This window comes from Pseudomonas sp. BSw22131 (genome assembly GCF_026810445.1).
Classification (GTDB): Bacteria; Pseudomonadota; Gammaproteobacteria; order Pseudomonadales; family Pseudomonadaceae; genus Aquipseudomonas; species Aquipseudomonas huanghezhanensis.
The window spans coordinates 5,410,353-5,435,317 of sequence record NZ_CP113949.1; the positions used below are offsets into that span (position 1 = coordinate 5,410,353).

Annotated in this window: 24 protein-coding genes; 9 read left to right on the top strand and 15 right to left on the bottom strand. The window is 60.5% G+C overall.

The window, feature by feature from the left end:
• Window positions 1-133: 133 nt before the first annotated feature.
• The 9 genes from madM to mdcA form a co-directional block, all read right to left on the bottom strand.
• Window positions 134-898, bottom strand: a complete 765-nt coding sequence (gene madM, locus OYW20_RS24440) for a malonate transporter subunit MadM (protein WP_268798425.1) — start codon at window positions 896-898, stop codon at window positions 134-136.
• 5 nt (window positions 899-903) lie between these two features.
• Window positions 904-1,308 carry a malonate transporter subunit MadL gene (madL, locus tag OYW20_RS24445; RefSeq protein WP_268798426.1) on the bottom strand — a complete coding sequence of 135 codons (405 nt, stop codon included), beginning with the start codon at window positions 1,306-1,308 and terminating at the stop codon, window positions 904-906.
• A 66-nt stretch (window positions 1,309-1,374) separates the two neighbouring features.
• Window positions 1,375-2,310, bottom strand: coding sequence for a malonate decarboxylase subunit epsilon (gene mdcH / locus OYW20_RS24450; protein ID WP_268798428.1), 936 nt, complete (start codon window positions 2,308-2,310; stop codon window positions 1,375-1,377).
• A complete protein-coding gene (locus OYW20_RS24455) occupies window positions 2,307-2,942 on the bottom strand; it encodes a malonate decarboxylase holo-ACP synthase (protein WP_268798429.1) in 636 nt (211 codons plus the stop codon). The genes mdcH and OYW20_RS24455 overlap by 4 nt, the downstream gene beginning before the upstream one ends.
• Window positions 2,943-3,746 carry a biotin-independent malonate decarboxylase subunit gamma gene (gene mdcE / locus OYW20_RS24460; protein ID WP_268798430.1) on the bottom strand — a complete coding sequence of 268 codons (804 nt, stop codon included), beginning with the start codon at window positions 3,744-3,746 and terminating at the stop codon, window positions 2,943-2,945.
• Complete coding sequence (locus tag OYW20_RS24465; protein ID WP_268798431.1) at window positions 3,743-4,594, bottom strand: biotin-independent malonate decarboxylase subunit beta; 852 nt, start codon at window positions 4,592-4,594, stop codon at window positions 3,743-3,745. The genes mdcE and OYW20_RS24465 overlap by 4 nt, the downstream gene beginning before the upstream one ends.
• Window positions 4,587-4,886, bottom strand: coding sequence for a malonate decarboxylase subunit delta (locus OYW20_RS24470; RefSeq protein ID WP_268798432.1), 300 nt, complete (start codon window positions 4,884-4,886; stop codon window positions 4,587-4,589). The genes OYW20_RS24465 and OYW20_RS24470 overlap by 8 nt, the downstream gene beginning before the upstream one ends.
• 2 nt (window positions 4,887-4,888) lie before the next feature.
• Window positions 4,889-5,779, bottom strand: a complete 891-nt coding sequence (locus OYW20_RS24475; protein WP_268798434.1) for a triphosphoribosyl-dephospho-CoA synthase — start codon at window positions 5,777-5,779, stop codon at window positions 4,889-4,891.
• Window positions 5,779-7,458 carry a malonate decarboxylase subunit alpha gene (mdcA, locus tag OYW20_RS24480; protein WP_268798435.1) on the bottom strand — a complete coding sequence of 560 codons (1,680 nt, stop codon included), beginning with the start codon at window positions 7,456-7,458 and terminating at the stop codon, window positions 5,779-5,781. Before mdcA ends, OYW20_RS24475 begins: the two co-directional genes overlap by 1 nt.
• A 390-nt stretch (window positions 7,459-7,848) precedes the next feature.
• Here mdcA and OYW20_RS24485 point away from each other — a divergent pair, with 390 nt between their 5' ends.
• Together OYW20_RS24485 and OYW20_RS24490 are read left to right on the top strand one after the other, a co-directional pair.
• Window positions 7,849-8,097: a CopG family ribbon-helix-helix protein gene (locus OYW20_RS24485; protein ID WP_268798436.1), complete on the top strand. Its 249-nt coding sequence runs from the start codon at window positions 7,849-7,851 to the stop codon at window positions 8,095-8,097.
• On the top strand, window positions 8,075-8,362 hold the full coding sequence (locus OYW20_RS24490) for a type II toxin-antitoxin system RelE/ParE family toxin (protein WP_268798437.1): 288 nt from the start codon (window positions 8,075-8,077) through the stop codon (window positions 8,360-8,362). Before OYW20_RS24485 ends, OYW20_RS24490 begins: the two co-directional genes overlap by 23 nt.
• 42 nt (window positions 8,363-8,404) lie before the next feature.
• On the opposite strand, the gene OYW20_RS24495 is transcribed toward OYW20_RS24490, so the two are convergent.
• The 6 genes from OYW20_RS24495 to pilG all read right to left on the bottom strand — a co-directional run bounded on the left by OYW20_RS24495 (window position 8,405) and on the right by pilG (window position 18,436).
• Window positions 8,405-8,896, bottom strand: a complete 492-nt coding sequence (locus OYW20_RS24495; RefSeq protein WP_268798438.1) for a chemotaxis protein CheW — start codon at window positions 8,894-8,896, stop codon at window positions 8,405-8,407.
• Window positions 8,889-14,918 carry an Hpt domain-containing protein gene (locus tag OYW20_RS24500; RefSeq protein ID WP_268798439.1) on the bottom strand — a complete coding sequence of 2,010 codons (6,030 nt, stop codon included), beginning with the start codon at window positions 14,916-14,918 and terminating at the stop codon, window positions 8,889-8,891. Before OYW20_RS24500 ends, OYW20_RS24495 begins: the two co-directional genes overlap by 8 nt.
• A gap of 27 nt (window positions 14,919-14,945) precedes the next feature.
• Window positions 14,946-16,985, bottom strand: a complete 2,040-nt coding sequence (locus tag OYW20_RS24505; protein ID WP_268798440.1) for a methyl-accepting chemotaxis protein — start codon at window positions 16,983-16,985, stop codon at window positions 14,946-14,948.
• 73 nt (window positions 16,986-17,058) lie between these two features.
• A complete protein-coding gene (locus tag OYW20_RS24510) occupies window positions 17,059-17,598 on the bottom strand; it encodes a chemotaxis protein CheW (protein ID WP_268798441.1) in 540 nt (179 codons plus the stop codon).
• A 16-nt stretch (window positions 17,599-17,614) separates the two neighbouring features.
• The gene (gene pilH, locus OYW20_RS24515; protein WP_002551739.1) at window positions 17,615-17,980 is read right to left on the bottom strand and encodes a twitching motility response regulator PilH; all 366 of its coding nucleotides are present in this window, start codon (window positions 17,978-17,980) and stop codon (window positions 17,615-17,617) included.
• 45 nt (window positions 17,981-18,025) lie between these two features.
• Window positions 18,026-18,436 (bottom strand): twitching motility response regulator PilG, encoded by a 411-nt coding sequence (pilG, locus tag OYW20_RS24520; protein WP_268798442.1) that lies wholly within the window; start codon window positions 18,434-18,436, stop codon window positions 18,026-18,028.
• A gap of 252 nt (window positions 18,437-18,688) precedes the next feature.
• Between pilG and gshB the strand changes: the two genes are divergently transcribed.
• The 7 genes from gshB to OYW20_RS24555 all read left to right on the top strand — a co-directional run bounded on the left by gshB (window position 18,689) and on the right by OYW20_RS24555 (window position 24,871).
• The gene (gene gshB / locus OYW20_RS24525; RefSeq protein WP_268798443.1) at window positions 18,689-19,645 is read left to right on the top strand and encodes a glutathione synthase; all 957 of its coding nucleotides are present in this window, start codon (window positions 18,689-18,691) and stop codon (window positions 19,643-19,645) included.
• Between the two features lie 234 nt (window positions 19,646-19,879).
• Window positions 19,880-20,782 carry an energy transducer TonB gene (locus OYW20_RS24530; RefSeq protein WP_268798444.1) on the top strand — a complete coding sequence of 301 codons (903 nt, stop codon included), beginning with the start codon at window positions 19,880-19,882 and terminating at the stop codon, window positions 20,780-20,782.
• A 183-nt stretch (window positions 20,783-20,965) separates the two neighbouring features.
• A complete protein-coding gene (locus OYW20_RS24535) occupies window positions 20,966-21,535 on the top strand; it encodes a YqgE/AlgH family protein (protein ID WP_268801225.1) in 570 nt (189 codons plus the stop codon).
• Entirely contained in the window at window positions 21,535-21,975 is a 441-nt protein-coding gene (gene ruvX, locus OYW20_RS24540) for a Holliday junction resolvase RuvX (RefSeq protein WP_268798445.1), read from the top strand. The genes OYW20_RS24535 and ruvX overlap by 1 nt, the downstream gene beginning before the upstream one ends.
• 75 nt (window positions 21,976-22,050) lie before the next feature.
• Window positions 22,051-22,572, top strand: a complete 522-nt coding sequence (gene pyrR, locus OYW20_RS24545; RefSeq protein ID WP_268798446.1) for a bifunctional pyr operon transcriptional regulator/uracil phosphoribosyltransferase PyrR — start codon at window positions 22,051-22,053, stop codon at window positions 22,570-22,572.
• Between the two features lie 26 nt (window positions 22,573-22,598).
• The gene (locus OYW20_RS24550) at window positions 22,599-23,603 is read left to right on the top strand and encodes an aspartate carbamoyltransferase catalytic subunit (RefSeq protein ID WP_268798447.1); all 1,005 of its coding nucleotides are present in this window, start codon (window positions 22,599-22,601) and stop codon (window positions 23,601-23,603) included.
• On the top strand, window positions 23,600-24,871 hold the full coding sequence (locus OYW20_RS24555) for a dihydroorotase (RefSeq protein ID WP_268798448.1): 1,272 nt from the start codon (window positions 23,600-23,602) through the stop codon (window positions 24,869-24,871). The genes OYW20_RS24550 and OYW20_RS24555 overlap by 4 nt, the downstream gene beginning before the upstream one ends.
• Window positions 24,872-24,965: the final 94 nt, after the last annotated feature.

A 24,965-nucleotide genomic window follows, 5' to 3' on the forward strand; every position in this document is an offset into this window, starting at 1 on the left:
CCGCACTTACCCGATTGACTGCCGGTTCCCGGCAGATCGTCAGCAAGCTGGACTCTTAAGGCCTCCGGCCAGAATCAAAGGCAATCTGCGTATAACCCCCCAAGTCCAGCGCAACCATCGTTCCCTCGCTATCTCAACCCAAGATCCCGCGCATCAATAAAAACAACAACGAGGGACCCAAAAGGCAGCCCAGCGCGGTATAGAACGCAGCCGTCAGACAACCATACGGCACCAGTTTGGGGTCAGTGGCAGCCAGACCACCCGCTACACCGCTGGAGGTCCCCATCAAACCGCCGAAGATAACCGCACTGCGTGGATTGTTAAGACCGATCAAGGGGGCCACAAGAGGCGTAACGACCATGACCAGAATCGCTTTGATCAATCCGGCAGCAATCGAGAGCGCCATGACTTCTGAGCTGGCGCCGATGGCCGCTCCCGTGACTGGACCCACAATGTAAGTCACTGCGCCGGCGCCTATCGTTGTGACACTGACCGCATCGGTGTAGCCAAAAGCCATCGCCACACCGACGCCAGCAACAAATGATGTGCCTACTCCAACGAACAGCGAAAACACGCCCACGTATCCGGCGCGCTTGAGTTCATCGACGCTGACACCAAAACCGGTGGCAATAATCGCGAAGTCGCGCAGCATTGCACCACCGAGCAAACCTATACCTGAGAGCAAAGGCAGATCGACGATGCCTTTCTGGCCGCCTGTGATTGCGCCGCCTACATAGGCCAGAGTCAGCCCCAGAAGAATCGCGATTGCCGAACCGTGCAACCGACCTTTCGTGAACGTGTTCGAGATCCAGTAAGACACCCACATTGTGATGCCGATGATCGCGAAGCCGCTCACCAGGCCGTAGCCGTTGATGGCCTTTAAAATGGCGTCATACATGCTGATTACCCCAGAGTCTTGGTGGAAGGAGTGGAGATATCAGCGTCAGGCTCTTTCTTTTGACCCAGGCGCGTCAGCACCGGCACCAGCAGGAAGGATATGGCGACTGCCAGGGTCCCGGCGATTATCGCCATCGGGCCACCTTTCAAAGCCCCGTAAACATTCTGCTGCGCCGCCATGGCAACGACGATAGGGATATAGATTGCACTCCAGAACTCCACACCTTGTGCGGTCTTGGTATCCAGGTAACCACGTTTGCTCAACCAGCTGCCCAGACCTATCAGAAGCAGCATGGCGATACCCACACCACCGACGTTGGCAGGAACGCCAATCAACTTGCCCAGATACTCGCCCACTGAAATGCCCACCAGCGTGCAAAAAGCCAGAAAAGCCACACCATAAATAATCATTATTTTTATCCTCAAATTGCATCGTCGAAGTTGTTGTTTTTGTGATCTTCGAAAGCAGCAGTCGGTCTATGGGTTACGGCGTTCCTCCTCTCGCGACAGCGCGCTCAGCGTATCCAGCCGGGCACCCTGAAAGGCGACTGCGGACCCTTGTTCAAAAACCCTGCGCGCCAGCCCGGTCAATACAGTACCGGGCGGCAATTCGATCTGTAGGCGCACGCCACGCTCGTAAGCAGTCTGCACCGTGCTGCGCCAGTCGACGACGCGGCACATGTTGAATGCCAGGTCGTCACGTAATTTGTCTGCGTTGAGTACCGGCCGCGCCGTGCTCCCACTGAGGTAACGGATGGCCGGCACCTGCACCGAAACCTTGCCGAATGCTTCGGCGAGCCGTTGCGCCGGTTCCGCCAGCAACTCGCAATGCGACGGCACGCTGACCGCCAGGCGTTTGGCCGTCGCGGCGCCTTGTGCCTTGGCCAACGCTGCCACCTGCTCCATCGCCTGTGTGCTGCCCGCGATGACGAACTGGTTGTCAGCGTTGATGTTGGCCAGATAAACCGGCGTGCGATGGCTATGGACCTCGCCGATGAGGGTTTCCACAAGCGTCTGATCCAGACCGATCAATGCGCTCATGCCGTAGCCTTCGGGATAGGCGCTTTGCATCAGTTCGCCGCGTAACGCGACCAGCCTGACGGCGTCGGCAAACCCCAAGGCGCCCGCGATGACCGCAGCCGGATACGCGCCAATCGACAGACCGCCCACGTAATCGGGCTTACAATCTTGCGCCATCAGCAGGCGTGAACAGGCGACACCTGCAATCAAAAGACAAAGCTGAACCGCGCGCGTGGATTGCAACGCTTCAGGCGTATCCAGCGCCATGACATCCTCGTTCAGCGCGTCGCTCGCCTCGCGCAGGCATTCGCTGATCAATGGCAGCTCTGGCAACCCGCGCAGCATGTTCGGTTGTTGTGCGCCCTGGCCGGGATAGACCCAAAAGCTGCTCATCCGACTGACTCCAGAACGCGCCATGGGTTTTCCACCAACCGCGCGCCGTCTTCTGACTTCAACAGCACTTGGCGCGATTGTCCGGCCCATTCGCGCAACGCCACCGCGCCGCTCGGCGTTTGCAACTGCAGATCGATGCGGCAACTCGCCTCGTCCAGCGCCTCGATCAACTGAGCAGCCGTGGTGCGATCCATAAAGCGTGACGTTCGCAGGATCAAGTCCAGATCACTCTGCTGACGAAGCACCGCAATGCCGCTGGCCAACTCAAACCCTGCGCTGCCGACGACACCCCAAGGCAAGCCGAGCGAGTCCATGAGCGGCCGAATCCGACGCAGCGTGCTCAGCGCCGGCCAATCGCTGGCGCTGCTGTGGCTCATGCAAGCGGCAAGCTGTTCTGGCTCAACCACCCGCTGGACTTCGCGCAGCGCCATGACTGCCGCATAACGCTGATCCCGCGACTGGCCGCGCAGGCCCACTGCCACGTAGCCCGCATCAACCCGAGCACGACGCACCACCACCGGATGGCCAAGGCTGACCACCTCGACACACCACGACGGCGCATCCTCCGCCAGCGCGGACAACGGCAAGCCCCACAGCAAATCGTGGGGACGCACAGCGACGCGGGCGTTCATTTACCACTGCGCCCGCAACAGCTCGCGCACTTTTGAAGACGCTGCGCGGTTGGATGCGCCCAAGCGACTGCTCAAGTCGTGGGGGGACGATTTGGCGTCGTTGATCGCAGCGATCAGACAATCACGGACCGATGTCAGGTCAGAAGCGGTCGGCTGTTCGATCTGGCTTACCGACAGCGTCTCCCACAGCAGGCCGAGGCTGGCATAGCTTTCGATGTCGTACGCCATGGGCGGCACACTGGCGGCGAGCTTTTCCAGCTCTTCGACGCTGCGAAGGGTCACGCGAGCCGCTGACGCCTTGCCCATCGCGTGCACCATGACGCCCGGATCACGCAACGCGATGAGCCGATTGGCCTGATAACCGTGCGCCAGGAATGCGCCGGACATGGCCTTGCCCACCAGCAGCCCGATCACCGGATGCCCGGCCAGACGAGCGCGGGCATAACTGTCTACTGCGCCGGCAAGTGCCTGATGGATACCGAGCGCTTCCTCGCGGCGACCATACGCCTGACTCGGCACATCAATGATGGCAATCAAAGCGCGCTTGGTGTCGCTCTGGCTGTCGAGCTCGATGGCGGCATCCACCGCTTTGGCGAGCCCCCAGCCTTCGAGCATCCCGACTTCGCCGTTTTGCGCGCGCGGGAAGCGATTGTCCGGATCGGCCACGACTGCCAAAAAACGCACTGCCTGCTCGCCGAGCGTGCCGTCTGCTGCCTTCACGGAAGCCGGCAGCTCCTCGATTTCAGTTGCCTCGTTGCTGAGCGCTTTGAACCAGTTAAGGCCACGGGTTGAATACGTGCTCATGACGGCTCTCCTTGATACAGATCGCGCACCGTGACGGGATCAATCTGTGGCTCGGTGTTGAGCCGTGCCAGGCGCTGCAGAAACAAGGCGTGCTGTCCGCTGCGTTCTTTTTCAGGCGTGCCTTTGAGCAGCAGGGCCTGGATTTGCCCGCTGATAGCCTCGATGTCGTCGGCCACGAATGCGTCCACCAGACCACTGGCAAAACGTTGCTCGCCACCGGTCAGACTCCAGATGAAGGGCCGGTCGCGGGAGTCGTATTCCTCGATACCCGCTTCCTGTTCGATCACTTGCGGGCCGTTCAAGCCCAGGCGCGCCTCCTGTGTGACCAGCAGATAACTGCACAGCCCGGCCGCAATCGACATCCCGCCAAAGCAACCCACGCTGCCCGCCACCACGCCGATTACCGGCTGGTAGCGACGCAGATCGACGATGGCCGCGTGAATCTCGGCAATAGCCGCCAATCCAAGATTAGCTTCCTGCAAGCGCACGCCGCCCGTTTCGAGCAGCAATACAGCGGCAGTAGGGATACCTTTGCGGTTGTCTTCGGCCGCCAGCTCCAGTGCGCCGGCCATTTTCGCGCCGCCGACCTCGCCCATGCTGCCGCCCTGAAAGCCGCCTTCGATGGCACAGACCACGACCGGTTTTCCAGCGATAAGACCCTTGGCGACGATCACGCCGTCATCGGCCTGCGGCACCACGCCCTGCTTTGCAAGCCAGGGCGACATCATGCGATCAAACGGGCCGATCAACTCGCGGAAGCTGCCCTCGTCCAGAACGGCTCGCGCACGCTGCCGGGCGCCGAGTTCAACGAAGCTGTGTTGCTGTAACAAGCGGGCGCTGTCAGTCATGGCCGATCTCCTCGAAACCTTGTTCCAACCGCAAACGCACCACACCTGGCGTCGCGCCAAAGTCGTGAATATCGATGCTCATCGCGGGCGGGTTCTGACCGTCAAACATGCGTGCGAACAGGTTCTCCCAGCGCGCTGAGCTGCCGTTGACCGACGTCACCACCTGGATCGACAACGTACCGGGCTGGCCGGGCTCCAGCAGCACTTCCAGATCACCGGAGCCGACACAGCCCACCAGCGCACGACCTTTGGACGGCTGGCCGGCAGGGAATTCAAAAGACAGGGTTTCCATGATCAGACATTCCTCGAAAGGTTGCCGAGCGCAGGCTCAAGGCAGTCGATAAACAGGCACGCAGCGAGAAGGTCGGCAGCGCCACCGGGCGATGCATTCAGGCTGAGCAGTTGTCGATCCAGTTCATTCAGACAGCGGCGTCCGGCCAGGCTGGCGCTGCCGCCGGCCTCCAGCACCCGTCGAGCGCCGTTTTGCATGGCCGCCAAGCCCTCTTCGCCGGCGCGGTACAGCACGCAGGTGTCGGAGAGCGTGGTCATGATCGCCAGCAATGCATCGAGCCGGGCGTTCTGTTCACCGTTGCCGGTGGCGCGACTGCGGTGCAGCTGCGGCAAGCCGAGCTGGATCACCGCCGGAAAGCCCAACTGCGCTTGTTCGCGAGCGCCGATCGCGCCGTACTTGCGTGCAACTTCGCTGCCGTGGCTGAGGCGCTGCGACGGCACATTGCGGTCTTCAATCAACGCCAGTTTTGCAGCCCGCAGGCTCAAACCGCCAGGGGTCAGGTCATCCTCGTCGAGCGCTGCGGCCGCGACCAGTAAACCCAACGCCCAGATCGCGCCACGATGCGTATTGACGCCTTGGGTGGTGCGCATCATCGCGGCCTCACCCTCACGGCCAATGCGGCCTACGGCTTCACGCAGCGGCTGACCGATCTCGCGGATCTCGAGAGCTGCTGCAGCGATTTCCTTGAACGCCGGCCAGAGCGACAGTGCCGACGCGTGCATCAAGCCCACATGCAAATCCTGGTGTGCACCGTTGCTGCGTCGATCCACCAGCGCAGGTTTAGGCGACAGGTCTGCCTCGTCGATCAGCGCGTCCACCGCCAGATCAGCCAATCGATCAGACAATGACAAGTGCCGGGGTGGGCTGATGTAAGTGTTGTGTTGAGCGCGCATCACCAACTCCTGAATTTCGCAGGCGGGCTGTACAAACCACCGGACCATTCAACCAGCTCGGCAATGCTCTTGGCGGCAAGCAGCTCACGGCTGGCGTCGGTGCGCCGGATGCCCAAATCTTCAGGCAGGGCGATCAGCCCTTCCCGCCGCATCCGCGCGGTATCCTTGGGGTTGTGACGCAGGCCGATGGAGGTGACGCCCGCCACGGCAGCAATCATTTGCTGGCGCTCTTCAAGGCTGCGCGCCTTGTACAGGTAAGCGATGCCTTCTTCGGTGAGCAAGTGGGTGACGTCGTCGCCGTAGATCATGATCGGCGCCAGCGCCATGCCGCTTTTCTTCGCCACCTCTACCGCGTCGAGGGTTTCAACGAAGGTCGGCTTGCCGCCCTCCTGGAAGGTTTCGACCATTTGTACGACAAGTTTCTTGCCACGCTCAAGGTAGGCGTCCGGGCCATCGCCGGTCTGCTGGCGCATGTCGAGCCAGGCAGGCGTTGCGTGACGTCGCCCATGCGGATCGTGGCCCATGTTCGGTGCGCCACCGAAGCCCGCGAGTCGGCCACGGGTGACAGTGGAAGAGTGGCCGTCGCCGTCCACTTGCAAGGTCGCCCCGATGAACAGGTCCACGGCGTACTGACCCGCCAGCTGGCACATCATCCGGTTGGAGCGCATGGAGCCATCGCGCCCGGTGAAGAACACATCCGGCCGAGCCGCGATGTAGTTCTCCATGCCCAGCTCGGTGCCAAAACAATGCACGCTTTGGACCCAGCCGCTTTCGATGGCGGGGATCAATGTCGGGTGAGGATTGAGCGTCCAGTTGCGGCAGATCTTGCCTTTGAGGCCGAGGGATTCACCGTAGGTCGGCAGGATCAGTTCAATGGCCGCGGTGTTGAAACCGATGCCGTGGTTGAGCGACTGAACGTTGTGTTTTTCGTAGATCCCGCGGATCGCCATCATCGCCATCAGCACGTGTACCGGCTTGATATGGCGAGGATCGCGGGTGAACAGCGGTTCGATGTAGAACGGTTTGTCAGCCACCACCACGAAATCGACCCATGAAGCCGGAATATCGACGCGAGGCAGATCGCTGACATCGTCGACCAATTCATTGACCTGGACGATAACAATGCCGTCGCTGAACGCAGCCGGCTCGATCAGCGCGGGGGTGTCTTCGGTGCTGGCGCCGGTGTAGATATTCCCCGCCCTATCCGCCATGAACCCGGCCGACAGCACGACGTTGGGGATAAGGTCCACCAGCAGGCGGGAATAGAGTTCGATGTAGGTGTGAATCGCCCCGACTTCCAGTAGCCCGTCTTCCAGCAACTGGCTGATGCGAAGACTTTGCGTACCGGCAAAGGAGAAATCCAGCTTGCGGGCGATGCCGCGTTCGAACAGATCCAGGTGCTCGGCACGCCCGACGCTGGGCATGATCATGTGCAGATCGTGCAGTTTGGCCGGGTCGGCCTTGACCAGAGACCGAGAAAGGAAATCAGCCTGTTTCTGGTTGTTGCCCTCAAGCACGACGCGATCACCGGGCGCGATCAAGGCTTCGAGCGCCGCGACAATCTTGTCGGTCGGCAGTACCACGCCATCGGCCAAGGACCGCACGCTCTCGAGTCGGCGCAGTTTTTCGCTGCGACGACGCGACCAGCGCGGGTCGAGTTTCGTTGTTTTTGTAGTCATGAACGTTGTCATGCTGACTCCACGAGTTTCGCTGTCGTGGGGCACATTAGGAGCGAAAGGTTGCGTGCATCAATCAAGCAAATAGCCGAATCGTTACGGTGAGGGTAACGATAGACGATGCGTCGGGCGTTACTACCTGAAATGCTGCTTCTGCGTAGCAGAGTCTATTCGGCTCATTTCGTGAGCCGAATAGACCTTTTAATCGGCTCATGGACCCTCAGGGTGCGGTGTTGAAACAATCTCTATGTAACGCAGCGCGGTTAGTGCCCAAGGGTAAGCTCCTCCCATGTAAGCCTGGTCGAGCAAGCACTTGAAACTTTACAACCTGAGCAAGAGGAAGGTGCTTTCCTACCGCCGTATACAACGTATACATCAGGATTTGGAGGTTTCATGGCATCGCCAGTGCTGTCGTTTCGAGCAGAGGAAGATTTGGTGGATAAGCTTGATCAGTTGGCATCTGCCACAGACCGAGACCGGCAGTACCATCTAAAGCGTGCACTCACGAGTTATCTGGAGTCGGAGTCGTGGCATTTGCAAGCGATTGCCGAAGGTATCGCGGATGCCGAAGCGGGTGAAATGACCGACCTGCAAATCGTAAAAGCCAAGTGGGTAAAGCGTGCTCAAAATAGCGCTGACTGAAAAAGCCCAAAGCGATCTGGACGGAATTCACGAATATTGCGCTTCGGTTGCTGGAGGTTCTGCAGCCAGCGCAGTGATCCTGCGAATGCTCGAAGTCCTGGAGCAGTTGGGCACATTTAGCGGGATGGGCCACCCCTCGCAGACGCCGGGTGTAAGAGAGCTGGTTTTTCCACGGCACCCGTTTATTGCCCCTTACCGAGTCAAAAAAAATCAGGTCCAGATTTTAAGAGTTCTGCATCACCGCGCCGAGCGGACGCTTAGCTAACAAGCTCGTGTCGCGCCAGCTCCAGGCAAAATCAGCCGCCTGTCAAAGCCCCGGCCCAGCCACCTGCACCACTCCTGAATCAACCAGCCACTGTTCCAGTCCTACCAGATCGGGGATCTTGGCGACGGTTTCGCCGACCTGCACGGCGGCCAGTTCCAGCGAGTCCAGCGGCACGTCGACGTAGCTCAATTGGTTGTCGACCTTGCACGAACGTGGAATGCCTTGGGTCAGCAGCGCGATGAACTTCAAATCCGGTCGGCCGCCGAGCGCATTGAGAATCACGATTCGGGCACGGCCGCCAACCCGTGCGCGGCTGCCACAAGCGGCTTCGAAACTGAGCAGCGGCAGCGTGCGATGGCGCCAGTTGATCGGCCCCAGATACCACTGCGGCGCGTCCGGGTCGGCCACGCTGTCCTGGTAATCGATCAACTCGGCGACGGCGACATTGGGCAGCAACAAATAACGGTCGCTCAACGGCAGCAAAAGGCCGGTGAGACTGGTCAGGCGCGCGGTCTGGCTGGTCGTGTCAGACATGCACATTGCTCCAGTACGCGATGCTTTCAAGCAGCGCGGCCTCTTGATAAGGCTTGCTCATGTATTCATTCACCCCCACCGCCAACGCGCGGTCACGATGCTTCTGACCGGAGCGTGAAGTGATCATGATGATCGGCAAGTGCTTGAACACGTCGTCCGCACGGATCTTGCTCGCGACCTCAAATCCATCCATGCGCGGCATTTCGATGTCCAGCAGCATGATGTCCGGGGTGTGTTCTTTCAGCAGTGCCATGGCATCGACCCCGTCCTTGGCGGTCAGCACGTTCATGCCGTTGCGCTCCAACAGCCGCCCGGTGACCTTGCGAACAGTCACCGAATCATCCACCACCATCACCAGCAGGGGTTTGACCTGCTCCACTTCGGCGTAATTCGCCGGGGCCTGGCCGGACGCCTGCAACGCCAGCTGCCGCGCATGGAACCTGCGGATATGGGCGAACAGGTCAAGAATAAACACCACCCGGCCGTCCCCCAGAATCGTTGCGCCGGAAATACCCTTCACCCCGGCGAACTGCGCACCGAGGTTTTTCACCACAATCTCGCGTGTGCCGGCCAACGCATCGACCTGCACCGCCAGCCATTGGTCATGCACATGCACCAGCAGCACCGGCAACGGTTGGGTCTGACCGATCAATTTTGGTGGTTGGCCGCTGTTTAAAAGCTCACCCAGATAGCGCAGCTCGTAGGTGCGCTCACCATATTGATAGCGTGGCGGGCTGGCCTTGTAATACGTTTCCAGCTCCACAGGCATCACCCGCACGATGCCTTCGATGCTATTGAGCGGCACGGCGTATTGTTCTTCGCCGCACTGCACCATCAGCGCCCGGTTTACCGACACCGAAAACGGCAGACGGATACGAAACCGTGCGCCCTGCCCGGACTTGGAGTCGATCACCATCGACCCGCCCAGCTCTTTGACTTCAGCGTGAACCACGTCCATGCCCACGCCGCGCCCGGAAATCTGGGTGATGGTCTCAGCCGTAGAGAAGCCAGCCTGCAGAATGAACTGCAGCGTGTCGTGCTCGCTCAGTACAGTGTGCGGGCCAATCATGCCGCGCTTGATCGCCTTTCGCCGCACCGCTTCAAAATCGACACCGGCGCCGTCATCGCTCATTTCAATGACGATGTCGCCGCCTTCATGAGCCAGGCTGAGCGTGATGTGCCCGGCCTCCGGCTTACCTGTTTCCAGGCGCTTCTCCGTGCTCTCAAGGCCGTGATCGATGGCGTTGCGCAGCATATGCTCCAACGGCGCAACCATGCGTTCGAGCACGTTACGGTCCATTTCGCCTTCGGCATTGATGACGTCGAACCTGACCTTCTTGTTCAACTCGCCAGACACCTGCCGCACGATCCGGCGCAGGCGCGGCACCATGCGCTCGAACGGCACCATGCGTGTGCGCATCAGGCTTTCCTGCAGCTCGGTGTTGACCCGCGCTTGCTGCTGCGAAAGGGTCTGGGCGTCATGCGCACGGGCGTCGAGCGTTTCTTTCAGGTCCATCAGGTCAGAGGCCGACTCGAACAGCGCCCGCGACAATTGCTGCAATTGCGAGTGGCGATCCATTTCAAGCGGGTCGAAATCTTCATAACCCAAGCGCTCGGCCTGGGTTTGATCACGGCTGACAATCCGGCCCTGGGTTTCCATGTCGAGGCGGCGCAACTGGTCGCACATCCGCTCGATGGTGGTTTCCATCTCAACGAGCGTCACTTGCGCGTCACTGACCTGCTGCTCGATCCGGCCACGGAAAATAGACGTTTCACCCGCCAGATTGACCAGTTCTTCCAACTGCTCGGCAGGCACCTTGACCATCTCCGGCCCTGTGCGCTCGGCATCGGTTTCCGCAGGCGAAAGGAGCGCGGCAGCATCCGTCGGTGTCGGCTCTATTCTGGGGACTTCGACCGGCTTGCTCACCGCCTCGGGCATGCCGCCCGTGGACGCATACTGACGAATGCTGTCGATCAGCAACGCCGGGTTAGGTAAAGACTCGCAGGCGCGCACCGCGTCAAGCATGTCGGCCAGCATATCGTGGCCGCTTTGCAGCAGTCCGTTGAGCAGCGCGTTGTTTCCCTTCAGCCCGCCGGACGCAAGGTTTTCATAAAGCGATTCAAGTTCGTGAGCGAGATCGCCAACAGGTGCGATCTCAACCATGCGAGCGCCGCCCTTGAGCGTGTGCAGGTCACGTAGCAGATTCTCCACTTCCAGCGTGTTCTGCGGTTCTGCCTGCCAGCGCACCAAGGCCGCACCCGCACTTTCGATGATCTCGTAGCCTTCTTCGAGGAAGATCTCCAGCAGCTCAGGATCGCGCTCGTCCAGGGTGTGGATCATCGATTCGACGTTGCGAGCGGGCGGGGCCTCAGCCTCCGTGACCTGTCCATAACAGTTGTTCTGACGAAAGGAGCGTATGGCTTCGACCACCGCCTGGGGCGAGGTCAGCGGCATGTTGTGTTGCAGTTGATCGAGCATCAAGGCCAGATGATCGTGACTGCGCACCAACAACTCAGCCAGCTCAGGGCTGTGGCTGCATCGCCGGTCGATCAGGCATTCATACAACGACTCCAGCTCATGACCGAGGTCTCCCACCGGCTCGATTTCCGCCATCCGCGCGCCGCCCTTGAGCGTGTGCAAGTCACGCTGCAATGAAGAAAGCGGCATCGGGTTTTCAGGGTCGTCCAGCCAGCGCTGCAGGGCGTGACCTGCGCTGTCGAGAATGTCGGCGGCTTCCTCGAGAAATATCTCGACGATTTCCTGATCCAGCCCGTCACGGGACTCAGCCGGTTCAGGCACGACTGGTTCATCAGGCACCACAGCGCTCAGGTCGGTGATATTGAGCGTGCCGTCGCTGGCGGTTTTGATCACGCCCATGGCACCCGGATCAAGCGCCTCGTCAAGCAGCTCACGCAGCGCTTGTATACGTTCCGGGCATGCCTCCACCTGCTGGCCGGCGGCTACCTGATCAAGCATGTTGATCAGGGCTTCGTGTGCGTTTTCCGCCTCGACAAAGAAGCGCTCACTGATGCCGAGACTGCTTTCCTCCACCGCGCCGTACAGGTCAAGCAGCGCTTCGCACAGCTCATCCACTTGCGGCAGATCCGCCATGTGAGCGCCGTGTCCGAGCATGGTCAGTTCGTCCAGCAACGCGCTCAATTCCTGACGCTCGCCGGGATGCGCTCGCCAGCGGTTGAGCAGGCTTTCGGCGTCGAGCAGGATGTCCATCCCTTCAGTCAGAAAGGTCTCGATCAGCTTGGGGTTACGCCGGAGGCGCACACCGTCCTCGGCAGTGCTCATCGCGGCGGCCATGCGCTCGTCGAGCAAGGCGCGCGCAGATTCGATCAGCGGCGCGGCACCTGCGATGGGCATCAGCGGGTCTTCGTCCAGATGCGCCAACCCTTCGCGAAACAGCGGCTCACTGCGGCGCAGCAACTCGATTTCGGACTCGCCCACGGGGATCTGGTTGGTCTTGAACTCGCGCACCAGTTGGTCAAGCGGGCTGGCCAACTCGGCGATCGGTAAAACGCCGGCCATGTAGGCGCTGCCTTTGAGCGTGTGCAGCGCGCGCAGCAATTCATCGCTGAAGGTCAGTGAGTCGATGTCATGGGCGGACTCAAGAAAACGATTGAGCGTTTCCAGATGGGTATGCGCTTCCTGACGAAATATCCCCAGCAACTGCGGGTCGAAGCCCTCTTCTACCGGGTCCTCCGGAGTCTGAACAACTGGCTCGGCATCAGCCGCCGTCACCGCCGCTTCGGGGTCCAGGCCTTGGGACAGTGCATGCGCACGTGCCGCCAGCTTGTCGACATCGTCGCGCTGACGCTGCACGTCTTCGGCGAAATCGCGTATCACGTCGGGCAGCAGCGTTTGCACATCGATCAACAGCTGGAGCACGGCAGCGTCAGGTTCGACGCTGTCTTCGAGTACGCGATTGAGCAGGTTCTCCACCGACCAGGCCAGCTCGCCCAAGATCAATGCGCGCACCATCCGCCCACTGCCCTTGAGCGTATGGAAGGCACGACGGATTTCAGTCAGGGCGGGGAAATCATCGGTATCCGCAAACCAGCGCGGCAAATAGTGGCGCAACGCGGCGAGCATTTCGTCGGTTTCTTCCAGAAACACATCACGCAGTTCATCATCCACCGCCTGTTCGCCTTTGGGCGGCGGCAGCAAGCTGGTAGGCACGTGGCGCGCCGGCGGGTTGATCGCCGAAACGGGGCTGGCCAGCACATCAGCGATGGTCTGGGTGGGGCTGACCAACGCCTCTCGGGCGCGCAGCTCAAGCATTTCCTGATCGCTGATGACTTCTTCCAGTACCGGCAGATCCACGATGCCGGGTGCAGGCGAGTATCCCAACCTGGCGAGGCTCTCCTGAGCCATGTCCAACACATGCTCGCCGGGGGCTTCCGGGTCCTCGGCCATGCGCTCGAGGTAATACTCGACGCCGGTAATAACGTCGGCGAGGCTGTCGAGCTGGCCCTGAGCCGGGCGATCTTCCTCGATCAGCAAGTGATCGAGGATGTAGTCGTTGCACGCTGACAACAGCCCGGACGCTCGCGCCAACGGGATCATCGCCAACGCACCGCGCACCTGCACCAGCAAAGCCGACAAGGGCTCCAGACGCTCGCGGTCCCAGTCGCCATCAATGTAATCGACGATCACATCCTTGGCCTGTTGCAGCACGACGCGGGCTTCCTTGATCACCAACTGGTGAATCTGGCTCAGGTCGGTGGTGGGCAAACGGCTCTCTTCGCGGCTGCTCTGATCAACCGTGCCAGCCATGCCCGCCAGCGTCGCCTCCACGTAAAGCAAGGCGCCGGCGACGTCCATCAAAGACGCGTCGCTGGCCTCGCGCTGGCCTTGAGCCAACCCCTGAACAACCGCCAACTGATCGATGATCACCTTGCGCGGCTGACCAAACCCCAGCACGGCAAGGGTATCGGCGATCTGCCGCAACGGCGGCAACAGCGTGTTGAGCTCACTGACGTGCTGGCGATTGCCACGCACGAAAACGTCCAGCCGCTCTTTGGTGCGGACCAACTCGTCACACAGGGCGACGATCACTGAGCGCATCGCGTCGCGATCCGGCCCGGCCATGCGTGCGCGCTCTTCATCCACGACCGCGCTGTGCGGCAGGGCGTCATCGAGTCCGTATTGCTCCTTCAGGTCGAGCATCTTTTGCGCTTTGCTGTCGGACTTGGCGATGTAAAACAGCAGGCTTTTGAGCAGCTCGTCCGGCGCCGGCTGGTTGATGCCCGCAATGCCCTGGTCGAGCAGACGCTTGAGTTCTTTGTCGGCATCTTTGAACAGGCTGCGCAACGCGGGGCTGTTGGCAAAGTTGCCACTGGCCATGGTTTCCACCAACGCGGAAGCGATACACCACAGCGCACCCAAGGGCGCGTCCTTGCACAACCACTCAAGCCGGGCGAAGACTTTGGTCATGTAGCCCAGCTGTTTTTGCAGATCTTGCTCGCGCAGCAGCCCGACGAGCGCGGTCTGCAGGGTCTGTCGCAATTTGCGCAACAGGGCAGGCAGCTCCGGGTTGTCGCGCAGAGCGAGCTTTTCAGCCTCCAGCGGCGGGACGATCAGCAGTTGCGGGGCGAACAGACTGGTTTCAGACAGCAGGCTCTCGCCACGCGCACTGCGCAGATCGTTGAGCAGCGGCAAGACCACCAACGGCAAATCGCGGCGTGCCGAGTGAATACGGTCCAGATAGATCGGCAGTTGCGTCAGCGCCAGCTTCAGCAACTGCACGGCTTCGGCGCGCTGGCCGACGCGATCCTGTTGCAGCGCCAACGCCAGTTGTTCGATTTCTTCGGCCAGCAGTGCTGCGCCGTAGAACTCGATCATCTGCAAACTGCCATGAACCTGATGAATGGCGTCCAGACAGCCGTCCATCGCCGTCGAGTCTTCCGGGCTCGCGACGAAGGTTTCCAGGTCCTGCCGGGCCTGCGTGAGGGTCTCGGCTATCTCGCCCTTGACCCACTCCAGGGCCACGTAGTCGTGCCGATCAGCCATGTTGACTCCGCTCAATACCCAAGGCGATCAAAGCCTGTCTCGGGTCGGCAAGGTGAAGCCCGAAACCGAACGCCGCATGTCACTGGCCATTTTCGCGAGGTTGCCCATGCTCTTGGCGGTGGCGGCAGTGCCGGAGGTGGTTTGGGTGGTGGTCTGCTGGATCACGGTCATCGTTTCGGCGATCTGTTGACCCAGCGCCGCTTGCTGCCCGGCTGCGTTGGTGATGCTTTCGATCAACGCCGCAAGCACTTTGGAAACGCCTTCGATTTCTTCCAGAGCAACGCCTGCATCCTGCGCCAGGCGTGCACCGCGTACCACTTCAGTGGTGGTCTGCTCCATGGAAATCACGGCCTCGTTGGTATCGTTCTGGATCGCCCGCACCAGGGTTTCAATCTGCTTGGTGGCTGACGACGAACGCTCCGCCAGCCGCTGTACTTCGTCGGCCACCACCGCAAAACCACGTCCAGCATCGCCCGCCATGGATGCCTGAATCGCTGCGTTAAGCGCCAAAATATTGGTTTGATCGGCAATGTCGTCGATCAGGCTGACAATGTCGCCAATCTCTTGCGAAGACTCGCCAAGGCGCTTGATGCGCTTGGAGGTGTCCTGAATCTGATCGCGAATATTGTCCATGCCGTTGATAGTGTTATGCACCACCTGATTGCCTTTGTTGGCAATGGCCACTGAGCGCTCGGCCACCCGGGAAGATTCCGTGGCATTGGCTGACACCTGATCGACCGAAGCTCCCATCAGGTTGACTGCGTTGGATGCCGCCGCAATTTGCAACGCCTGATGCTCGGACGCCGCGGCCAGTTGGGTGGCCGTGGTTTGCGTGTCCTTGACTGCGCCAAAGACTTGCTCGGCGGTAAGGTTGATAGTCGCCACCAGCTCACGCAGTTGGTCGATGGAATAGTTGATGGAGTCCGCGATGGCCCCGGTGAAGTCCTCGGTCACGGAGGCGGCCACCGTCAGGTCGCCATCGGCGAGGTCTTCGATTTCATCGAGCAACCGCATGATTGCCGTCTGATTGCGGTCGTTTTTCTCTGCGGTCTCGCGCAATTGCCGATTGGTTTCCCGGACCATCACCAGCCCGATCAGGATGATTGACCCCAGCGCCAACAGCCCGAGCACGTAGCCACCGTAGCTGTGCAGCACTCGTCCGCCTGCCATGTGCTCGAAGCTGTCGGCCAGCACCGAGGCCTCGTCAAGCAGGGTTTGCGACAGGTTGAAGATGTTGCTGGCAGCCTCACGTACATCGAGCAACTCGGGGGACGTCTCGAGAATCTCATCCACCGAACCTGACACGAACTGGAACAGCTCGGCGATCTCGGCCAGTCGCGCGCGGGCGTCACGGTCTTCGACCTGGGTGATTTTCAGCGCTGGATTGCCTTCGAGCATGCCACTCAATACGCGACCAAACTGATTGGCGTCGCGGCCAAAGGCATCGGCGGCCTGCACAGCGGTTTCATCGCCGGAGAGCACGGTATTGACAGCGCCGAGGATACGTTCGGCGAGCAAGGACTGGCGTTGGGCCAACGCGACTTGACTTGCGGGCGCCCGGGTTTGCAGAAGGATATCGACGACTTTCTCGGACTCGACCTGCAACTGGGGAATGGTTTCGGCAAGCGTCGCAGCCACCTGATGCAGAGAAAGCACGGTTTGCTCGCGAGACAGGATCACGTCGGTGCTTTTGCGCAGGTTTTCCCAGTCGTTCTGCACATCCTTGAGTTCGCCCTCGACATTGGCAGGCGCAGCGGGCAACCCGGTTTTGGGATCGCCCTTTTTCAGGTGCTGCCAGCGCAGGTCGAAGTCATTGCGCGCATCGGCCAGCAACTTGAAGGCGGCTGCCTTGCCAGCAGCGGCTTCGGTGGCGTTCTTGGCAATGCGCTGAGACAGGACGCGCAACTCGCCAGCGTGGCCGATGTACTGCTTGTCATAGTTCGACTGCGTGCTCAGGTAAGCGAAGTTGGCAAACAGCAACATGATGAAAATGATCAAGGCCACGAACAGGCCAAGAATCAGCGACCGGCTGCGCGCGCCTTCGAGTGATTTGCCGACATTACTCATAATTCAGGCCCCCGCCTGGCCCCCACAGAATTCGGGTGTTGGAAACGGATGAGCACAGTATTGATTCGTCCCATTACAGCGCAACGTCCATGAAGCCCGGCGATTGCACGAGCTTTTCAGGGCTGAACACCAGCCAGGCCTGCTCACGCAAAAATTGCCCCTGCACGAACGGCGCGACCGCTGGATCACAATTGCCTGGCGTGTCGGGCATCAGGCTGCGCTCATTGAAGTGCTGCACGCCCAATACTTCATCCACCAGCAGCCCGGCAAACACGTCGTGGTGGTCGATCACCAGAACACGCCGCTGTTTGCGCAGGGCTGAAAGCTCCTGACCGAAGAACGCGCACAAGTCCATGATCGGCAGCAGCCGTCCACGCAGATTGGCCACGCCCTTGATCCACGGCTTTACGCCCGGCAATGCCGCGAAGCGAGGCTCGTGAAGGATTTCACCCACCTCCCCCATCGGCGCGACGTAGAGGCGCTCGCCCATGCGAAAACCGATGCCGCTCCAGCCTTGCTGACGGGTCTCCTGCAAAGGCAAACCCGCTGCAAGCGAACGGCATCGCTGGTCGATATCGAGCAGCAGTTGGAAGGCGGTCTGAGACTGAGCCATGGCTACCTGCCGGCGATCAGCCTGCAAGAACCGCGTTCAGGGTTTTCATGAGTGTTTCTTCGTCCACGGGCTTGGTCAGATAGTCCCGCGCGCCCTGGCGCTTGCCCCAGACCTTGTCAGTCTCCTGATCTTTGGTGGTAATCATGATCACCGGGATCATGTTGGTGTCAGCGTCTTTGGTCAGCTGACGGGTCGCCTGAAAGCCGTTGAGGCCGGGCATGACGATGTCCATCAACACCGCATCAGGTTTTTCCTGACGTGCCAGTGCGACACCGTCCGCACCGTTTTCGGCCTTCAGCACCTCATGCCCGTGCTTTTCAAGCATGCCGGTCAGTTTGTACATTTCGGTCGGCGAGTCATCGACGATCAGAATTCGAGCCATGGTGTTTCCCCATAGGAACAGCCGCCCATCAACAGTGGGTCAGTTTTAAGATAGTTGTTGTTCTACTGCGACGAAACCCGGCACATGCGCCTTGATCGCGCTCAGCAGTTCTTCCTTGCTAAAAGGCTTGGTCAAAAACTGATCAGAGCCGACGATCCTACCCTTGGCTTTATCAAAGAGTCCGTCCTTGGATGACAACATGATCACCGGCGTCGATTTGAATGCCCGGTTGTTTTTGATCAGCGCACACGTCTGGTAGCCGTCGAGGCGGGGCATCATGATGTCGACAAAGATGATTCGCGGATGGTTATCGGCAATCTTGGCCAGCGCGTCGAAACCGTCGATGGCGGTAATAACCTCACACCCGACGTTTTTCAACAGCGTCTCGGCGGTACGACGAATCGTGCGGGAATCGTCGATGACCATTACTTTCAATGGGGCTGAATGCTGTTCCATGTCTGCTCTACCCTCGCCGCGGCGAATCGAATGGCTCGCCTTGCGCCGGGTGTATGGTAAGGGACGGGATCGTCAAACCCCGATCTAGACGGGTCAAAGGCAATAGGCACAAGGCCAGATGCCGAGCCTTTTTAGCACACTCTCCAGACGCAATCCATAAAGCGTGTGCCCCTTGACCCCGAGCATCCACAGCGCCACCCTGACGCCTATTTTCAGGCCATTGCGGCCATTACCGACCAGAGGATATTGCCCATGAGCGTTCGCCTAGGAATTGTCATGGACCCCATCGAGCGCATCTCCTATAAAAAGGACAGCTCGCTGGCCATGCTCCTTGCAGCGCAAGCGCGCGGATGGTCGCTGTTCTACATGGAGCAGCACGATCTTTACCAGGACGCGGGCCAGGCCCGTGCGCGGATGAAGCCGCTGAAAGTGTTTGCCGATCCGGCGCACTGGTTTGAGCTGGAGGCTGAAGTCGACAGCGGTCTGGACGATCTGGACGTGATCCTGATGCGCAAGGATCCGCCGTTCGACATGGAGTTCGTGTACTCCACTTACCTGCTGGAGCAAGCCGAGCGTGCTGGCGTGCTGGTGGTCAACAAGCCGCAGAGCCTGCGTGACTGCAATGAAAAACTGTTTGCCACGTTGTTCCCGCAGTGCACGCCGCCGACAGTGGTCAGCCGTCGCTCGGACATTCTGCGTGAGTTCGCTGCCAAGCACGGCGACGTCATCCTCAAGCCGCTGGACGGCATGGGCGGCGCGTCGATCTTCCGTCATCGCGCAACAGATCCAAACCTGTCGGTGATCCTGGAAACCCTGACCAAACACGGCCAGGAACAAATCATGGCTCAGGCGTATCTGCCAGCGATCAAGGATGGCGACAAACGCATCCTGATGGTGGACGGTGAGCCGGTGCCGTATTGCCTGGCCCGTATTCCGGCGGCTGGTGAAACCCGCGGCAACCTGGCGGCCGGCGGCCGTGGCGAGGCGCGTCCGCTGACGGACCGTGATCGCTGGATCGCTGCCCAGATCGGCCCGACCCTGCGAGAAAAAGGCCTGCTGTTTGTCGGGCTCGATGTCATTGGCGAGCACTTGACTGAAATCAACGTCACCAGCCCGACCTGCATTCGCGAAATCGACAACGCGTTTGGTACCGACATTGGCGGGATGTTGATGGACGTGATCGAGAAGAAGCTCAAAGCACGCGCATGACTTGTAGGAGCGCGCTTGCCCGCGATTGCGGTTTGTCTGTCACATATTCGTGTCTGACACACCTTAATCGCGGGCAAGCGCGCTGCTACAACCGTGGACCATGCGTCCGGGTCTCCACTAATCGATCTGTCCGCATCAAAGCCCTGATATCGGCAAACAGTGCGTTATCATGCGCGGCCCGAATGACGCCCTAGGTTGGTTTGCAATGCTGGCTTTTGTGATCCCGGATCGCCAATGAACGCTGTGGTCGACAACGATCTTCCCCCGGCGCTCGCGCGTACCGCTGTGCGGCCCGCCGACAGACTGGGTTTTACGCTGCTCATTGCTGCGCTTGTCCACCTGGCGCTGATCCTTGGCGTGGGTTTTACCTACGTCAAACCTGAAACCATCAGCCAGACCCTCGAAATCACCCTCGCGCCATTCAAAAGCGACATCAAACCCAAGGATGCTGATTTTCTCGCTCAGGAAAACCAGCAAGGCAGCGGCACACTCGACAAGAAAGCCGTGCCCAAAGTCACCGAAATCGCGCCGTACCAGGACACCCAGATCAATAAAGTCACGCCGCCTCCTTCCTCCAAACCGGTGGTCAAGCAGGAAGCGCCGAAGACGGCCGTCGCCACCAAGGCCCCGGCCAAAGAGAAGACCGCCGCCAAGCGCGAAGAGGTCAAGCCTGAAGAGGACAAAAAAGCTGCGCCGACCTTCGACAGCGCTCAACTCAACAATGAAATCGCCAGTCTTGAGGCCGAACTTTCGAACGAGCAACAGGCTTACGCCAAGCGTCCGAAAATTCATCGTCTGAGCGCTGCGTCGACCATGAAAGACAAGGGCGCCTGGTACAAGGAGGACTGGCGCAAGAAGATCGAGCGCGTCGGCAACCTCAATTACCCCGAAGAAGCCCGACGCAAACAGATTTATGGCAGCTTGCGCATGATGGTTTCCATTAATCGCGATGGCTCGTTGTATGAAGTGTTGATTCTGGAGTCATCTGGCCAGCCGTTGCTGGATCAGGCGGCGCAGAAGATCGTGCGGCTGGCGGCGCCGTTTGCACCGTTCACCGGCGATCTCGCCGACATCGACCGGCTGGAGATCATCCGCACCTGGAAGTTTGCGCGCGGGGATAAGCTGTCCAGTAATTAGCAATTGATGAACCCTGTAGGAGCGCGCTTGCCCGCGATTGCGGTGGATCAGGCAAAAAAAAGCTGGTTGGCTCAACGCAATCGCGGGCAATCGCGCTCCTACAATGAAAGCTACACCCCAGATATTAAAACCGGTTGGATCTGCCAGTTGTCAGCGCTGGCCCACGACGCCACACTAGGGCTCATGAAAAACGTCACTCCGTCCTACCTCAAGCATCAGTTTCTGATCGCCATGCCCCACATGCACGACCAGAATTTCGCGCACACCTTGACCTACGTCGTCGAGCACAACGCCAATGGCGCCATGGGATTGGTAATCAACCGCCCGCAGAGCCTGTCACTGGCGGACATTCTCGAACAGCTGCGACCGGAGTTACCGGCGTCAGCGCACTGCCAACACATCCCTATTCATATCGGCGGTCCGGTTCAAACCGACCGTGGCTTCGTCTTGCACCCGCCCGGGCAAATCTTTCAAGCCACCGTCGATCTGGGCGGTGTCGCGCTGTCGACCTCGCAAGACGCGCTGTTTTCGATTGCAGACGGCTACGGCCCTGATCAGAATTTGATCACTCTGGGCTATGCCGGATGGGACGCAGGCCAATTGGAGGCAGAATTTGCCGCCAATGCCTGGCTCAACTGCCCGTTCGATCCTGCCATCCTGTTCGACGTCGACAGTGAACTGCGCCTCGACGCAGCCGCCGCCAAGCTGGGCATCAACCTGAACCTGCTGACAAGCCAGGCGGGGCACGCCTGATGGCTGGCATGCGCCTGTTGCTGGGCTTCGACTACGGCACCAAACAGATCGGCGTTGCGGTCGGCCAGGTGATCACCGGCCAGGCTCGCGAGCTATGTACTTTGAAGGCGCAGAACGGCGTTCCGGACTGGGACAAGGTTCAGGCGCTGATCACCGAATGGAAACCCGACGCGATTGTAGTCGGCCTGCCGCTGAACATGGACGGTACGCCGAGCGACATGAGCGCCCGCGCCGAAAAGTTCTCGCGCAAGCTCAATGGCCGATTCAACCTGCCGGTCTACACCCACGATGAGCGCCTGACGACATTCGAAGCAAAGGGCGAGCGCATGGCACGAGGCGGCCAGCGCGGCAGTTATCGGGACAACCCGGTGGATGCAATCGCGGCTGCGCTATTGCTGCAAGGCTGGCTGGAAGCCAACACCGCGCTGTTCAACGTCTGACGCATTAGCTGTACCGAATCGAGATTTAGCCTGAGTGTCGCGCCAGAGCGCGCCCGGGCACCTGAAGGAGCAACCATGAGCCTGCCGAACCCCGCCGACCTGATCAGCCAGATGGCCATCGATCTGTCGGCGCACCTGAATAAACGTGAAATAAGCGAGCCACGCTTCATCGGCATTCGTACCGGCGGCGTGTGGGTTGCGCAGGCGCTGCTGCAAGCGCTGGGCAACGACTCTGCGCTTGGCACGCTGGATGTTTCTTTCTATCGCGACGACTTCAGCCAGAACGGCCTGCACCCTCAGGTTCGTCCGTCCGAGCTGCCGTTCGAGATCGAAGGTCAGCATTTGATTCTGGTCGATGACGTGTTGATGAGCGGGCGCACCATCCGTGCCGCACTGAACGAACTTTTCGACTACGGCCGCCCTGCGAGCGTGACGCTGGTGTCACTGCTGGACCTGGACGCCGGAGAGCTGCCGATTCGTCCCAACGTGGTCGGCGCAACGCTTTCGCTCGCGGCCCATGAGCGTGTGAAGCTGTCCGGCCCAACGCCGCTGACGCTTGAGCTGCAAGACCTCTCTACTGATTCCGCCGCCCTCTAGCCGCCCTTTAACACGAGTCCTTTGCGATGACGCCTCTCGACGCCAAGCGCCCGCTGCAGATCAACCATCTGGGTCAGCTGCAGCATTTCCTCTCGCTCGACGGTTTGCCCCGCGAGCTGCTCACCGAAATCCTCGACACCGCTGACTCGTTTCTTGAGGTCGGTGCGCGGGCGGTGAAAAAAGTCCCGCTGTTGCGCGGCAAGACGGTGTGCAACGTGTTCTTCGAGAACTCGACTCGCACCCGGACCACGTTTGAGCTGGCCGCACAGCGGCTGTCGGCGGACGTCATCACCCTCAATGTGTCGACATCTTCCACAAGCAAGGGCGAGACGCTGTTCGACACGCTGCGCAACCTGGAAGCCATGGCCGCCGACATGTTCGTGGTACGTCACGGCGACTCCGGCGCGGCGCACTTCATCGCAGAGCATGTCTGCCCCGAGGTCGCGATCATCAACGGCGGCGACGGACGGCACGCGCACCCGACCCAAGGCATGCTCGACATGCTGACCATTCGCCGCCACAAAGGCAGCTTCGAGAACCTTTCGGTGGCCATTGTTGGCGACATCCTGCACTCACGCGTTGCGCGGTCGAACATGATCGCGCTCAAAGCACTGGGCTGCCCGGACATCCGCGTGGTCGCGCCCAAGACGCTGCTGCCCATCGGCGTCGAGCAATACGGCGTGAAGGTTTACACCGACCTGGCTGAAGGCCTGAAAGACGTGGACGTGGTGATCATGTTGCGCTTGCAGCGCGAGCGCATGTCGGGCGGGCTGCTGCCCAGCGAGGGCGAGTTCTACCGCCTGTTCGGCCTGACCACTGCGCGGCTGGCTGGCGCCAAACCCGATGCCATCGTCATGCACCCCGGCCCGATCAATCGTGGCGTGGAAATCGAGTCGGCCGTTGCCGACGGCGCGCACTCGGTCATCCTCAATCAAGTCACGTACGGCATTGCCGTGCGCATGGCCGTGCTGTCCATGGCCATGAGCGGGCAAACCGCGCAACGTCAGTTCCAGCAGGAGAACGCCCAGTGAAGTTCAGTATCCTCGGCGCTCGCGTCATTGACCCTGTCAGCGGTCTGGATCAAGTCACCGATCTCCACCTGGAAGCCGGCAAGATTCTGGCCTTTGGCGCAGCGCCTACCGGTTTCGAGCCCTCGGAGACCATTGATGCCCACGGCTTGATCGCCGCACCTGGCCTGGTGGATCTCAATGTGTCCCTGCGCGAACCGGGCTACAGCCGCAAAGGCAGCATCGCCAGCGAAACCCTCGCCGCCGCAGCCGGTGGTGTGACCAGCCTGTGTTGCCCGCCACGCACGAAACCGGTGCTGGACACTTCCGCTGTCGCCGAGTTGATTCTCGACCGGGCGCGTGAGGCCGGCCACAGCAAAGTGTTCCCGATTGGCGCCCTGAGCAAAGGCCTGGAAGGCGAGCAGTTGGCTGAGCTGATCGCGCTGCGCGATGCGGGTTGCGTAGCGTTTACCAACGGCTTGGTGAGCTTTCGCAGTAATCGCACGCTGTGCCGGGCGCTGGAGTACGCCGCAACCTTTGATTTGACGGTGATCTTCAATTCTCAGGACTACGACCTGGCGGAGGGCGGCCTGGCTCACGATGGCCCAACGGCGGCGTTCCTGGGTCTGGCCGGCATCCCGGAGACGGCTGAAACCGTGGCGCTGGCGCGCGACTTGTTGCTGGTCGAACAAAGCGGCGTGCGGGCGCATTTCAGCCAACTGACCACAGCAAGGGGGGTGGAGCTGATTGCACAGGCTCAGGCCCGTGGGTTGCCCGTCACGGCCGATGTGGCGCTCTACCAGCTGATTCTGACGGACGAGGCGCTGATCGACTTCTCCAGCGTCTACCACGTGCAGCCGCCCCTGCGCACCCGTGCCGACCGCGACGCGCTGCGTGAAGGCGTGAAATCGGGTGTGATTCAGGCGATTTCCAGCCATCACCAACCCCATGAGCGTGACGCCAAACTCGCGCCGTTCGGTGCAACCGAGCCCGGCATGAGCAGCGTTGAGCTGCTGTTGCCACTGGCGATGACATTGGTCGAAGACGATTTGCTGGATCTGCCGACGCTGCTGTCGCGCCTCAGTGCCGGGCCTGCCGCCGCGTTGCGCCTGCCTGCCGGAAAGCTGGCAGCGGGTTTGCCGGCAGACCTGGTGCTGTTCGACCCGACAGCCTCAACGGTTGCGGGGGAAAAGTGGCTGTCCAAAGGCGAAAACTGCCCATTCCTCGGCCATTGCCTGCCCAGCGCAGTGAAGTACACGTTCGTGGATGGCCGGATCAGCTACACCGCGTAAGCTCCCGGCATAACCCTTGTAGGAGCGCGCTTGCCCGCGATAGCAGTGTGTCAGACCACATCGAGATTGGATGAGCTGACGCAATCGCGGGCAA